The sequence below is a fragment of the Brevibacillus sp. FIR094 genome (assembly GCF_050477165.1).
GTDB lineage: Bacteria > Bacillota > Bacilli > Brevibacillales > Brevibacillaceae > Brevibacillus.
In genome coordinates, this window is the sequence record NZ_JBEAES010000003.1 from 248,978 (window position 1) to 262,121 (window position 13,144).

Annotated in this window: 11 protein-coding genes and 1 pseudogene; 10 read left to right on the forward strand and 2 right to left on the reverse strand. The window is 45.3% G+C overall.

Going from position 1 to position 13,144, the window contains the following annotated elements:
• Positions 1 to 85: 85 nt before the first annotated feature.
• From ACQ5DJ_RS03950 to ACQ5DJ_RS03970, 5 genes are read left to right on the forward strand one after another with little or no spacing between them, the layout of a single operon-like run.
• A complete protein-coding gene (locus tag ACQ5DJ_RS03950; RefSeq protein WP_429841280.1) occupies positions 86 to 2,410 on the forward strand; it encodes a xanthine dehydrogenase family protein molybdopterin-binding subunit in 2,325 nt (774 codons plus the stop codon).
• Entirely contained in the window at positions 2,397 to 3,230 is an 834-nt protein-coding gene (locus ACQ5DJ_RS03955; RefSeq protein ID WP_429841281.1) for an FAD binding domain-containing protein, read from the forward strand. The genes ACQ5DJ_RS03950 and ACQ5DJ_RS03955 overlap by 14 nt, the downstream gene beginning before the upstream one ends.
• Positions 3,231 to 3,233: 3 nt before the next feature.
• The gene (locus tag ACQ5DJ_RS03960; protein WP_429841282.1) at positions 3,234 to 3,707 is read left to right on the forward strand and encodes a (2Fe-2S)-binding protein; all 474 of its coding nucleotides are present in this window, start codon (positions 3,234 to 3,236) and stop codon (positions 3,705 to 3,707) included.
• A gap of 42 nt (positions 3,708 to 3,749) precedes the next feature.
• On the forward strand, positions 3,750 to 4,802 hold the full coding sequence (locus ACQ5DJ_RS03965; protein WP_429841283.1) for an XdhC family protein: 1,053 nt from the start codon (positions 3,750 to 3,752) through the stop codon (positions 4,800 to 4,802).
• Positions 4,792 to 5,412 (forward strand): nucleotidyltransferase family protein, encoded by a 621-nt coding sequence (locus tag ACQ5DJ_RS03970; protein WP_429841284.1) that lies wholly within the window; start codon positions 4,792 to 4,794, stop codon positions 5,410 to 5,412. Before ACQ5DJ_RS03965 ends, ACQ5DJ_RS03970 begins: the two co-directional genes overlap by 11 nt.
• Here the strand turns inward: ACQ5DJ_RS03970 and ACQ5DJ_RS03975 are convergent.
• The gene (locus ACQ5DJ_RS03975) at positions 5,385 to 6,428 is read right to left on the reverse strand and encodes an FUSC family protein (protein ID WP_429841285.1); all 1,044 of its coding nucleotides are present in this window, start codon (positions 6,426 to 6,428) and stop codon (positions 5,385 to 5,387) included. The two genes, ACQ5DJ_RS03970 and ACQ5DJ_RS03975, sit on opposite strands and share 28 nt — an antisense overlap.
• A gap of 231 nt (positions 6,429 to 6,659) precedes the next feature.
• Here ACQ5DJ_RS03975 and ACQ5DJ_RS03980 point away from each other — a divergent pair, with 231 nt between their 5' ends.
• The 3 genes from ACQ5DJ_RS03980 (at position 6,660) to ACQ5DJ_RS03990 (ending at position 9,897) form a co-directional block, all read left to right on the forward strand.
• Positions 6,660 to 7,229: a cupin domain-containing protein gene (locus tag ACQ5DJ_RS03980; RefSeq protein WP_429841286.1), complete on the forward strand. Its 570-nt coding sequence runs from the start codon at positions 6,660 to 6,662 to the stop codon at positions 7,227 to 7,229.
• Between the two features lie 154 nt (positions 7,230 to 7,383).
• A complete protein-coding gene (locus ACQ5DJ_RS03985) occupies positions 7,384 to 9,201 on the forward strand; it encodes a PAS domain S-box protein (RefSeq protein ID WP_429841287.1) in 1,818 nt (605 codons plus the stop codon).
• 63 nt (positions 9,202 to 9,264) lie between these two features.
• On the forward strand, positions 9,265 to 9,897 hold the full coding sequence (locus tag ACQ5DJ_RS03990) for a YczE/YyaS/YitT family protein (protein ID WP_429841309.1): 633 nt from the start codon (positions 9,265 to 9,267) through the stop codon (positions 9,895 to 9,897).
• A gap of 25 nt (positions 9,898 to 9,922) precedes the next feature.
• Here the strand turns inward: ACQ5DJ_RS03990 and ACQ5DJ_RS03995 are convergent, their stop codons facing one another.
• Positions 9,923 to 11,140 (reverse strand): MFS transporter, encoded by a 1,218-nt coding sequence (locus ACQ5DJ_RS03995; protein WP_429841288.1) that lies wholly within the window; start codon positions 11,138 to 11,140, stop codon positions 9,923 to 9,925.
• A 190-nt stretch (positions 11,141 to 11,330) separates the two neighbouring features.
• Here ACQ5DJ_RS03995 and ACQ5DJ_RS04000 point away from each other — a divergent pair, with 190 nt between their 5' ends.
• Positions 11,331 to 12,422 carry a PAS domain-containing sensor histidine kinase gene (locus ACQ5DJ_RS04000; RefSeq protein ID WP_429841310.1) on the forward strand — a complete coding sequence of 364 codons (1,092 nt, stop codon included), beginning with the start codon at positions 11,331 to 11,333 and terminating at the stop codon, positions 12,420 to 12,422.
• Positions 12,400 to 13,043 (forward strand): annotated as a pseudogene (locus tag ACQ5DJ_RS04005) (response regulator). Before ACQ5DJ_RS04000 ends, ACQ5DJ_RS04005 begins: the two are co-directional and overlap by 23 nt.
• Positions 13,044 to 13,144: the final 101 nt, after the last annotated feature.

Consider the following 13,144-nt stretch of genomic DNA (forward strand, 5'->3'; position numbering starts at 1 on the left):
AATACGGACAACAAGTGTTGTATATATATAGGCTAGGAAGTACGGGAGCGTAGCAAACTCATTACGGTTTAAGGATGGGGTCTACATGCGACGATCAATTGGGAAAAGTATTCCTAGAAAGGAAACATGGGAAAAGGTAACAGGGACAGCCCAATATACCAATGATCGTTCTACACCAGGACTTCTACATGCCAAAGTTGCTATCAGTCCGCATGCTCACGCTACCATAAAATCGATCGATTTGACTGAAGCCATGAAAATACCCGGTGTAAAAGCGATTATAACCGGACAATATTACCCGAAACTGACAGGGTCACCACTGGAAGACCGTCCTCCAATCGCAATAGACAAAGTAAGATATTACGGCGAGCCCGTTGCCCTCGTGGTCGCGGAACAAGAATATATTGCAGAGATGGCGACTTACCGAATCAAGGTGGATTATGAACTTTTGCCGACGGTTCTTTCCCCTCGGGAGGCATTTCAAAAAAATGCTCCACTTGTTCACGATCATCTTGCCGAGTACAAACGCCACGAAGAGGTTTACCCTGAGCCGGGAACCAACATTGCGAACAGAACCAAAATCCGCAAGGGAAATATGGCGGAAGGTTGGAGAAATTGCCACCATATCGTAGAGGTCGAGGTGACTTTACCACAATCGGATCACGCTGCAATGGAAAAGAGATGCAGTACGGCACAAATTATGCCCGATGGCAGAGTGATCATCCATTCCGCTTCACAATCGCCTTACGTCATCCGTAGGGCAATCAGCCAAGCTGCTCATATTCCCCTTCATAAAGTAATTGTTCATACGCCATTAGTCGGCGGAAGTTTTGGAGGAAAAGCCGCGATTCAACCGGAATTTCTTGCTTATTTGGCTTCCCGTGCGGTTGGAGGAAGAGCTGTAAAATTCGTAAACTCTCGGGAAGTGGATATGATCTCTTCTCCCGTACATATCGGCCTGGATGCCAAAATCAAGCTAGGCTGTACCCGCGATGGAAAACTAATGGCCGCCGAAATTTTGCATTTGTATGACGGCGGCGCGTATTCCGATCGGGGTGCGGTCATGAGCCGAGCCGGAGCCTCCGATTGTACGGGGCCATATCGCATCGACAACGTTCAATGCGATTCTTTTTGCATGTATACGAATCATCCATATTCCACCTCATTTCGAGGATTCGGTCATCCAGAACAAACTTTTGCCATAGAACGGGCGATGGATCTTTTGGCGAACCGAGTGGGGATGGACCCATTGAAATTTCGCTTATACAATGCGATAGAACCCGGAGATACGTCCCCCACGCAAACCTTGCTGAATCGAAGTAATTTGGGGGATTTGCCCAAGTGTATTGCCAAATTACAAAGAATAATCGACTGGGACGACCTTCCGTCGCGGACATCGAATGGCCACCTCATTCGTGCAAAAGGGGTTTGCTGCTTCTGGAAAAATTCAAGTACGCCGACCGATGCCGGTGCAGGAGCTATTATTGCGTTTAATGAGGATGGAAGCGTTAATCTGCTCTGCGGTGCAGTAGAAATCGGTCAAGGTACGAGAACCGCACTGACTCAGCTGTTGGCAGAGCGATTACAGATGGATGAGCAAATGATTCAAATTTCTACAGGAGTGAACACCGAGGCCGATCCTCATCATTGGAAAACAGTGGCGAGCCGCAGTACCTTTTTAGTTGGCAATGCGATTCTACATGCAGCCGATAATGCCATCGCACAGTTAAAAAACATAGCTGCCATCGTATTGCAATGTTCACCGAAGGATTTGGAGGTAGGAGGGGGCAGGGTTTTCTTTACGGATCATCCTGATAGAGGGATACGGATTGAGAAAATCGCTAACGGCTATCAATACCCAAATGGAAATACGATCGGCGGTCAAATTATCGGTCGCGGAAGCTATGCGATGCGGAACTTAACAGAACTGGATCCTGAAACAGGTAAGGGAAATCCCGGCCCGGAATGGACAGTTGGCGCACAGGCGGTAGAAGTAGAATTCAATACGAAAGACTACACGTACAAAATTGTGAAAGCAGCATCAGTCATCGATGCTGGTAAGATAATCAATCCTGTATTTGCACGCAGCCAAGTTACAGGTGCCATCAGCATGGGCTTAAGTTTTGCTAGCCGCGAAGCTTTTTTATTCAATGAGAAAGGCGCCATCTTAAATCCGAATTTTCGAACCTACAAATTGATTCGTTTTGGTGAGCAGCCGCAGTACCTTATTGATTTCGTTGAGACACCTCATTTGGAAGCGCCTTACGGATTGCGTGGCATCGGAGAACACGGATTAATTGGTATGCCCGCAGCATTGGCGAATAGTCTGAGTAACGCCGCTGGAGTAGCGCTTAATCATTTGCCTCTGACGCCTGAGATGATCTGGAGGACGACCCATGATTCCGTTTGACTTTGACTATTACCAACCCGCTTCCATTCAGAAAGCTGTGGAATGGTTTCAGTTGCTGCACAAACGGGGTAAAAATCCGATGTATTACGCCGGAGGCACGGAAATCATCACATGGGCTCGAACGAATTCCATTCATCCGGGTGCTGTTATTGATTTGAAAGCAATTCCAGCGTGCAATGTAATGGAAATCCAGAACGATAAGCTGGTTATCGGAGCTTGTGTCACATTATCTGCTTTATCCGCGGCGAACTTGTTTCCGTTACTCAGTGAAACGGCACAGGGCATTGCCGATCAAACAGCGCGGAATAAAATCACGCTCGGGGGAAATATTGCTGGAAGAATTCATTTCCGGGAGGCCGTTTTGCCGCTATTATTGGCAAACAGTAAAGTGATCATAGCAGGAATACGAGGAGTAAAAGAGGCTTCCATACATCAGGTATTCACACAACAATTGAGATTGGAACCGGATGAATTGCTTGTGCAAACCGTAACACACCGAAGTTATTTATCATCGCCTTATGTTCATTACAAAAAAAGACAGATCGGCAAAATTGGTTACCCGCTTGTCACAATAGCTGCACTTAAGAAAAATAATCGGATTCATACGGCATACAGTGGCGTGTGCTCTTTCCCGTTCCGATCTTTTGAAATCGAAGAGGTGTTGAACGAATCCTCGATCCCATTGGCAGTAAGAATTGAGCAGGCGATGAGTAAATTACCTGCTCCAGTGATAACGAATGCTGAAGGCTCCGCACCTTATCGAAAATTTGTCCTTAAGCAAACAATGGCTGATGCAATCAAAACTTTAGAAAGAGGGTAAAGCATGTCATCGCATAGAATTACATGGTATCCTATTGAATTCGAAGTGAATGGGGAAAAACAAGCCATTCATGGAAGAGCGGCTGATATTCTCTTATACACACTTCGAGACAAATTAGGACTCACGGGAAGTAAATCTGGCTGCGATAACGGCGATTGCGGCACGTGTACGATTTTGGTAGACGGACTAACTATGAAAGCGTGCTTGATGCTTACCGTGGAGGCGAATGGGAAGCGCATTACTACGATTGAGGGTTTGAGAAATTCACCCGTTCCACATGCTTTTGTTCAGAATCAGGCATTCCAGTGCGGTTACTGTACGTCGGGCTTTATTATGAATTGTGAAGGGCTACGGAATACTCACCCGCAAGCAGATGAAGAAACCATCAAAGTTTGGCTAGAATCCAACATTTGCAGATGCATGTCCTATGAAGAAATTCACAATGCGGTGAAGGACGTTTTTACACCCAAAAAATAAGGATAGGTCCTGCTGCCTTTGGTAGCCCAAGGAGGGGAGAGGTTGGAGGAAATCCATCGTATTTTGGAAACCATTCAACGTACCGACCTAAGAAGCGTGCTAGCGACGATTACCCAAGTCGAAGGGAGCGCCTATCGTCGAGAAGGTGTCTCCATGCTGTTTCTGGAAGGTGGTTCCCAAATTGGGGTAGTAAGCGCCGGTTGTTTGGAGGCTCATCTTGCGTCTTTCGTACCTGAAATGTTGGAAGCAGGCATTTCTCGCAGCTTCTTATTCGATATGCAATCATCGGAGATTTTGTCTTGGGGGGAAGAACAAGGGTGCGGCGGTGTCATTCATGTAACAATGGAGCCGGTTCATGATACTCTACTGGATCATTTATGTACATTGAAGCATTACTTGGATCAACAAATCGTGGTCATGCACGTTAAAAGATTAGGCGCTGACGGTTCTGTTACCGATTATGCTTTCCTGACCGAAAATCTTCAGCTGTTCGGGGAGTGGAGAGGAGAATTTCCTCAGGCACTTGTAGATATGATATCGACCAAGTCAGAGCCTTCCTGTACGAGCGGCATGAGATTTATCTCAACTATCCAATCCGATGTTTTCGTGCATCGGTATGACCCACAACCGCGTCTGATCATATTTGGTGCGGGACCAGATTCGAGACCGCTTGCCGAATTGGCGGCAGCCACCGGCTTTTCCGTAATCGTCTCAGATTGGAGACCGGCTTTATGCGACAGACGTTTTTTTTCGGATGCTACGTCTTTTATTTTGGGGTTTCCGGAGGAAGCAATACGTGCCATTCAATTTTCTCCCTTCGATTATGTGGTTGTTATGACTCACTATTTGAGAAGGGATCAACAGCTGCTTCGACTACTTTCTGATCGGCAGCTTCGTTATGTAGGAATTTTGGGATCGAAAAGGAGAACGGAACGGTTGCTATCAGGCTTACAGGTTCCAATGAATGTTCACTTTCCTGTAGGTCTCGCCATAGGAGCTGAGGGGCCAGAGGAAATTGCCATCAGTATTTTAGCAGAACTGATATCGGTACGAAGAAAAAACCAAAGGCGAGAAAGTGGTTCCCATGAAGCCTAATAAAATCGTAGGTATTTATTTGGCGGCAGGAAAAAGTACCCGAATGGGTTCGGATAAGCTTCGACTTCCATTGGGGTCTATGAAATTGGGAAATTATGCGTTGGCAGCGGCCTTACGCTCCGAGTTGGATGATGTCGTAATCGTATCTGGCGACCCTACGGCAGATTGGATCGATCGTACATTTTACCAGGGACCGTCTCATCGAAAGTGGACAGTAATTCACTGCTGGGAATCGCACTTGGGGCAATCGCACTCCCTGTGTTGCGGTATAGCGGCTGCACAAGCGATGAACGCGGCAGCTGTTATGATTTTGTTAGCGGATCAACCATTGATTACAACAGCGATGATCAATGAACTGCTCATTCACTATCAGGCTACGACCAACGTTGGTTTCGTAGCCTCGAGGCATGACGGTTTGTCCAGACCACCCGTTATTTTTGCTCGGCGGATGTTCCCTGACCTGCTGCGATTGGAGTACGACCAAGGAGCGAGGAAGCTCATCCGAGAAAGTACATTGGGAGTATCCATCGATTTTACAAGCGCGGACTTATTCACGGATGTCGATACGGTTGAAGACTACAGTCATTTAGTAAAACGCTGGAAATCTTGAATCACTTGTTCGGCGTTCATATGTAACGCAGCCGGGTATAGAGCGTTTTGCATATGGACAGGGGATTTTATTTGCGGAGTGGATTCCGTGGTCGTGGAGCTAGAAGTTACAGGATCATCCAATCCGTTTTTCCATTGCTGAATCAGCTTCGCTAACTCGCTTACATGCCGTGTCCATACTTGTTGATTTTCCTTCGCAAAATCGCCACTTTCCGACCATTTCGTAAAAACTCGTATCATATCGACTAGATTGGCATATCCCGACCGAAGCAGTTCCATTTGCTGAGTCAGTGGTTTCAAAGCCTCGCGTTTTTGGGTGCCAAACGGATGGTAACGCAAGCCCTTTTCTGCTTTATCCAGCTCAGTTGTCGCCTGATGAAGCTCCTGAAATAGCGATTGCAATTTTGTTTGCAAAGCTTGGGTCTTATTGGCGGGACAGCCCTCATTAATCCAAGCCGCAGTCTGTTTAAAATGATTAGATAGATGATCAGAGAAATGAATCATCTTTTTGCGGGCTTTGTGAACGGAATCGGGAGGGAATAACATGATATGGATGACAATGGCGACTACCGCTCCAATGATTGTATCGCGTATACGATCTAGAGAATAAGTTGGCATTTTGCTTTGAAAGTACATGACTAATAAGATGCTAAGAGCAACTTGCACCAGGATGGCATGATCCCATTTCACCCACGTTACGATGAGAGCGCCGACAAATAAGAGAAGGCCGATACTCCAACCGTCTGTAACGATTATAGGCGTTATCCATACAGTAAAAAGGACTCCGACAATGGTCCCCAAAACACGTTGCCAAGCGAATTGTATGGATTTGTCGAGCGATAATTGAATGGTTAAAATGACCGTCAGAGGAGCCAGGTACGGATGCTTGGACCCAGCCCATTCCGCAAGCTCCCATGACAGTGCGGAGGCAAGCGGGATTTTCCATACAACCCCTTTGTATTTGATAAAATTCATGATTTTATTGTTCAATTCGTTCGCCCTTTCTTCATGACACATAGAGCCTTCCTCTCCAATTCGCCACGAACTCCTCACGTAATATCTTTATTTTTCCTTTACCCTTATCGTTAGGATTATCATGTACGGTTTTCGTATTCATGAGACGATTATTTATAAGGAATGTGTTTGTGGAGGAAGACCCATCCGAAATTGCTCTTCAGGATAGTTACCTCTCATCAGGTAACCACATAGGCTAAAGGGTAAATCCTATACAGTGAAGAGGGGATGGAGATGTACAACAACTCTTACTATTACTATCAATGGCATTATCCCATGCTTGCCAGCTGGAATAACAACCATTTTCACTATGGCTGGAGTCCTCATTATTACAATGGGAACCATGCAAGCTGGAATAGAAGCCGGAATCCTTATCAGCGTACCATCGAATTAAGAGATTATGGACCAAAGCCATTTGTCGTGAATATTGAGCAAGCCACAAAGCAAAACAATACATTCCGTACGGCATTATGGACAGGGAAGCACTTGCAAGTGACGCTGATGAGTATAAATGTTGGAGACGACATTGGTTTAGAAATTCATCCGAATACGGATCAATTCATCCGAGTGGAAGAAGGGCAAGGACTTGTTCGGATGGGGGATCGCAAAGATCATTTAGATTTTGAACAAAGAGTCAACGATAACGATGCCATCATGGTCCCTGCGGGCACATGGCACAATGTCATTAATACGGGTAATACGCCGCTTAAAGTATATTCCATCTACGCGCCACCTCAACATCCATTTGGCACCGTTCATGAGACGAAAGCCAGTGCTATGGCTTCTGAGGAAAGCACCCAATAAAAATCGAGTAGATTAGGAAATGATGCCTGAATATCCGCTCCTTTTTAAGGGGCGGTATTTTTTTTAGTGGGATAGATAATTTCTCAAGGATATTTTCAACAAGCATAGAATATTAACATTATTCACAATCTTCGTTTAAGGAAGGTATAAACCTATGGATAAAGAAGCTCAGCGAGTCGACCTTAGACAAGAACAGTTCAACATGAAAGAGCTGCTACAGTCACTGGTTGAAACGACTACAGACGCGATTTCAATTAGGGACATGCAGGGTCATATACTTTTTGTGAATAGTGCTTTTGAAAAAATCTATGGTTGGACATATCAAGACCTCCTGAACGACCCGTACTGTCTTGTACCTGAAGATCTCATTCATGAGACAAAGGAAATTTTCCACGAGGTTAAATATGAAGGAATAAATATTACGGGCTATGAGACCGTGCGTCAACGAAAAAATGGCCAGATCGTGCAGGTTGGTCTAACAGCTTCCCCTATAAGAGATACAGAAGGAACGATCGTTGGCACTTCAGTCATCGCAAGGGACATTACAGACCGCAAAATGGCGGAAGAGGCTCTCGTGACCAGCGAGGCAAAGTACCGTATCCTCGTAGAAAATACAAGTGATGTTATTTGTCAGCATGATGTACACATGAATAATCTTTTTGTATCTCCTTCTATCGAGCACCATTTGGGATACACACCGGATGAATTTCTGCAAACGAATAGTTTTGATCTCATTCATCCCGATGATGTGAAAATCGTGCAAGACCTGCGTTACTTACTCTCTACGAATCCCCAAAATGTACAAATGGAGATCAGAATACGCCATAAAAATGGATCGTGGGTGTACTGGGAGTCGCGTTGTGTTCCGATCATGTCTGAGAACAAAGAAGTCGATAGCTTTCTTTTCGTTTCACGCAATATCACCGAGCGAAAGCAGTCTGAAGAAGCTTTGCGCAAGAGCGAGGAACAGTATCGATTTATTGCGGAACACACGGCAGACTTTATATCCGTGATTGATAAGAACGGTCACGTATCGTATAGTTCACCTTCACATCTGAAGAAATTAGGGACGAGCCAAATTATCATTGAAAGCATACATCCAGAAGATGCATCACTCGTCTGTGAGCGATTTTCCACTATGCTTCAATCCCATATACCTATTACATGTGAGTATCGATACAAAGTGGAAAACGAGAAATGGATCTACCTCGAATCAAAAGGAATGCCTTTTTTCAGCTCGGATGGCGAAAGACAATACTTCATCAACGTTACACGTGACATTACGGAGATGAAGCAAAATGAAGAACTTCTCAGGAGAACAGAGAAGTTGTCCGTAATCGGTGAATTGGCTGCAAGTATCGCGCACGAAATAAGAAATCCGCTTACGTCATTAAAAGGCTTTATTCAGTATTTGCGGCCAACACTATCAGATGGCGCCATTTATACAGACATTATGTTGGCCGAGCTAGATCGCATCAACTTTATCGTGAGTGAGCTGCTTGTATTGGCGAAACCGCAAACTCTGAATGTGAAGCAGATTCTATTACACCCTCTCATTGAAAGTGTGGTAAAGTTTCTCGAATCAGAAGCGAATCTAAACAACATTACGATCAACACCATTTTCAGCCATATTCCGATCACGATTAATGGAGAAGAAAATCAAGTAAAACAAGTCTTTATCAATATTTTGAAGAATTCCCTGGATGCAATCACGGGGAATGGCGAAATCAGCATAGAAACCACATGCCTACGTGATAACCACGTACTAATTCGCTTTACCGACAATGGATGTGGCATTTCCCAAGAGCTGCTACCTAGACTCGGCGAACCTTTTTATACCACGAAAGAGAAAGGAACAGGCTTAGGTTTACTTGTCAGCAATAAAATAATGAAAGATCACAAAGGCACCATCAGCATCTCAAGTGAGATCAACAAGGGTACCATCGTGGAAATCAAGTTGCCAATAAGGTAACATTCACCAAATCCCCACCTACGTGTGCTGTAAAAGCTAGAAATTTTAGAGGGGGAGAAAATGATGTGGAGGAAGTTACTACTTCATCCGCTTGCCGTTCGATACAGTGTGTTTATGAGCGGACTAGCGGTCATGGCGTTTGGTATTGGCATGATGATTGAGGCTCATTTAGGTGTTGCACCGTGGGATACACTGCATATTGGATTACAGAAGACATTTGGACTGACTATCGGCATATGGTCGCAAATCGTGGGAGCCATAATCATTCTCGCTTCCTACATCATTGGCAAGATCCGGCCTAACGTGGGTATGTTTTTAAACATGTTTTTCTTCGGGCTGTTTATTGACATATTCATGTGGCTGCACTGGATTCCTACAGGAGAGACCGTTATAGAACGAGCCATTTTGTTCGCTGTCGGTCTGCTCATCTATACGGTTGGCACGGGCATGTATATTTCGCCGCGATTGGGAGCTGGTCCACGCGACAGTTTTATGTTGGCTTTACATGAGCGAATGGGATGGGGCATCGGTAAAGTCAGAATCGGTATAGAGTGTACGGTAATGGTGTTGGGATTGTTGCTTGGTGGGCCCGTTTCGGTGGGAACCTTTGTGACGGCACTTGCGATTGGACCGCTGATCAAGCAGTTTATTCCGATGTGGGAACGACTCCTTGCAAAACCGTATGGAACGGCTTAGACCAGAACAAAAGAAAAAAGGGTGCTCACATGGAGTACCCTTTTTCACTTTGTTGCAGCTTGCGTTCAGCTATATAAGAAGCGATTCCTAAAATCAGACCCAGTGCTACGAGCACAGCACCGACCCATGGAAGGGCGGTAATATCAAGATGAGTAATAACCCATCCGCCAATGAAAGCACCAGCTGCATTTCCTAGATTTCCGGCAGAATGACTGGAGGTAGAAGCAAGCGCCGGAGCATTCTGTGCGAGGTTCATCACACGTACTTGCAGCCCTGGAAATACAGCGAAAGAAGCAGCGCCCCATAGAAAAATGGTCAATACGGCAGTAATTGGACTATATACGGTAAACGTAAACAGCGTGAGAATGATACAAATCGTAAAGTAAAGTCCGAGTATGGAAGGCATCAGCTTCCAATCCGCAAGCTTTCCGCCCACGATATTGCCGATGGTCACTCCACAGCCGAAGAGGACAAGAATCCACGTTACATGATACTCAGCAAAACCGGTAATTTGTGTCAGCAGTGGCGTAATATACGTAAACACGGTGAATAGACCTGCGTTGCCTAGTGCTCCAATAAGGAGGTACAGAAGGAGCTTGGGCTTGAGAAGAGCGGTAATTTGCCCAGTGATACTCCCGGTGTTTTCTTGCCGCATTTTTGGGACGAAAACGAGTATTCCGATCAGTGCTATGATTCCCATGATCGCAATAGAGCCAAATGATGCTCGCCACCCCATATGTTGACCGATGAAAGTCCCCAGAGGCACACCAATAATATTGGCGATCGTCAGACCTGCCATCATAATGGAAACGGCTGCGGCACGTTTGTCAGGACTTACAAGACTGGAGGCTACAACAGCCCCAACCCCAAAGAATGTCCCATGTGTCAAAGCGGTGATCAGGCGTGCTCCCATCAAAATGGCGTAGTTGGGAGCAAAAACAGAGATTCCGTTCCCGAGAATAAACAGAACCATTAGTAGACAGAGCAGCTTCTTTTGGGGAATTCGGTGGGTGAGGACTGTCAGTATCGGTGCACCGACGGCTACTCCTAGAGCATACATGGTAATGAGTTGACCCGCAGATGAGATACTAACATCCAAATCCGCTGCAACATTCGGCAGCAGACCCATAATGACAAATTCCGTCATCCCAATGGCAAATGAGCCTGCGGTAAGAGAGAGCAAAGAGAGAGAAGACTTTTCCTTGCTGACCTGTTTCTTGGTAGTAGTTTGAGATAATGCCATGAAGTCAATACAACCTTTCTACTATATGAAATCCCGTTTGTGGTGCGCGTAAAGATTACCTGTTCCACATAGTTAAGTCAAGGTATTTATGTCAGAAACCCAATAAGATAGGGGAAGGTACCTATTTGAAACACTTCCTCTGTCTCTTACGATTGGATAAAAACAAAACTTGTAGCTTGGAGGACCAATGATGGATCAAAGTCCGACTTATTCTGAACGCTCTGGCGATGAAGGGAAGGCGATGGATAGCGGTTATCTGAAGCAAATCTTCGACCATTTGCAGGACGGGATTATTCTCATGGATCAGGAACGAAAAATTATGGTGATGAATCCATCCGCAGAGAAAATGACCGGTTGGAAACGAGGAGAAAAGGTGCCGTTCTGCTCCTACTGCCAAAACAGAGAGCTGGAAACGGGAGAAGAACGATGTTATTTGCTCGCCAAACGGGAGATTCCCTATTTTCTCTCTGCGATGCCCACGTATGAAGGGCGGTACGTCGACATGGAGATGAGCACGGCTGTCATCTATGAAAATGGTGAACAAAACATGCAGGATGTCCTTTTGGTATTGAAAGATATGACGGTCAAGAAAAAAGAAGAGGAAGTCAGAATCTCCAAGCAGGTTCTGCAAAAAACGCTAGAAGCCCAAGAAAACGAGCATAAGCGCCTGGCGCAGGAGTTACACGACGGCGTAGGACAATCCTTGTATTCCGTTTCGGTAGGCATTCAGGCGATTCAAGCGCGCCTCAACAAGGAAGGACATTTCCGGGAATTCATGCAAGAGATCGTGAATGAGCTGGAAAAAGCGATACAAGACGTCAAGCTGTATTCTCTACAGCTGCGTCCGCATAGTCTTGATCAACTGGGGCTGATTCCTACAGTACGCCATCTTGTTTCTAGCTTGAACAAAACACATCAGGATGTTTCCATTACCTTTTCCTACAGCAATGTTAGCGATCATTTTCAGCCAATCTTGGAAATCAATTTGTACCGTGTGATCCAAGAAGCCTTACATAATGCACTGAAATACGCGAAGGCGACACTCATTGAAGTCATCTTGTACAAGGAAGACGACCAACTGACTTTACTGATTCAGGACAACGGAATCGGTTTTGTTCGCGATCAGGTTCAGGTTGGTCTGGGTCTCAAACATATGGAAGAACGCGTGGATCACATGGAGGGGACTCTTCAGATTCACTCCGTGCTCCACGAAGGTACATCGATCAAGGTAACGGTAGTGGGTAAGGAGGGAGAGCAGAGTGATACGAGTGCTTTTAGTTGATGATCACACGATGATTCGGAAGGGATTGCGTGTGCTTCTCGAAAGTTACTCTCAAATTAAAATTGTCGGAGAGAGTCATACAGGGAACGATGCCATCCTAAAAGCAAATCAGCTGGAGCCTGATGTGGTGCTGATGGATTTGTCATTGCCGAATGGGCTAGATGGGTTTTCAGCGAGCAATGAGATTCGCAAGTCGAATCCTTTCGTGAAAATCGTTATATTGACCATGCATGACGAGGAGATTTTGTCCAAAAGGCTATTACTGTCGGAGCTCACGGGTATATTTTAAAAAACAGCCATGGCGAGCTGCTGCTCCAAGCCATTGTGGAGGTCTACAGAGGTAAACGCTTTTACAAGACTTCCGTTTCGGAAGAGATCATCAATCTATGGCTGAAATCGGATGCCAAGACGATGCCTTCTGTTTTAACGCTACGTGAAAAGGAGCTTGTCAGACTCATTGTGCTTGGCTATACCAATAAAGAAATGGCAGATAAGCTGTTAATCAGTGTCAAAACCGTAGAGAACCACAAAACGAATATCATGCAGAAACTAGGACTGGATTCCAAGCATCAATTGATCCAATACGCTATTAAAAATAGATATCTCGATCTGGCATTTTAATCGCATAGACCAAAAAGTAGGGGACTTCCCCTATATGGAAAAAATGACAAAGGAATAAACTGAATAGAGAGACTACACCTCATGAACCATCATCGTACGAT

Excerpts from the sequence above, each read along its gene's own strand:
- ACQ5DJ_RS03990 (WP_429841309.1), top strand. The coding sequence starts at position 9,265 with ATGTGGAGGAAGTTACTACTTCATCCGCTTGCCGTTCGATACAGTGTG.
- ACQ5DJ_RS03960 (WP_429841282.1), top strand. The coding sequence starts at position 3,234 with ATGTCATCGCATAGAATTACATGGTATCCTATTGAATTCGAAGTGAAT.
- ACQ5DJ_RS03950 (WP_429841280.1), top strand. The coding sequence starts at position 86 with ATGCGACGATCAATTGGGAAAAGTATTCCTAGAAAGGAAACATGGGAA.
- ACQ5DJ_RS04000 (WP_429841310.1), top strand. The coding sequence starts at position 11,331 with ATGGATCAAAGTCCGACTTATTCTGAACGCTCTGGCGATGAAGGGAAG.
- ACQ5DJ_RS03975 (WP_429841285.1), bottom strand. The coding sequence starts at position 6,428 with ATGTGTCATGAAGAAAGGGCGAACGAATTGAACAATAAAATCATGAAT.
- ACQ5DJ_RS03995 (WP_429841288.1), bottom strand. The coding sequence starts at position 11,140 with ATGGCATTATCTCAAACTACTACCAAGAAACAGGTCAGCAAGGAAAAG.
- ACQ5DJ_RS03970 (WP_429841284.1), top strand. The coding sequence starts at position 4,792 with ATGAAGCCTAATAAAATCGTAGGTATTTATTTGGCGGCAGGAAAAAGT.
- ACQ5DJ_RS03980 (WP_429841286.1), top strand. The coding sequence starts at position 6,660 with ATGTACAACAACTCTTACTATTACTATCAATGGCATTATCCCATGCTT.
- ACQ5DJ_RS03955 (WP_429841281.1), top strand. The coding sequence starts at position 2,397 with ATGATTCCGTTTGACTTTGACTATTACCAACCCGCTTCCATTCAGAAA.
- ACQ5DJ_RS03985 (WP_429841287.1), top strand. The coding sequence starts at position 7,384 with ATGGATAAAGAAGCTCAGCGAGTCGACCTTAGACAAGAACAGTTCAAC.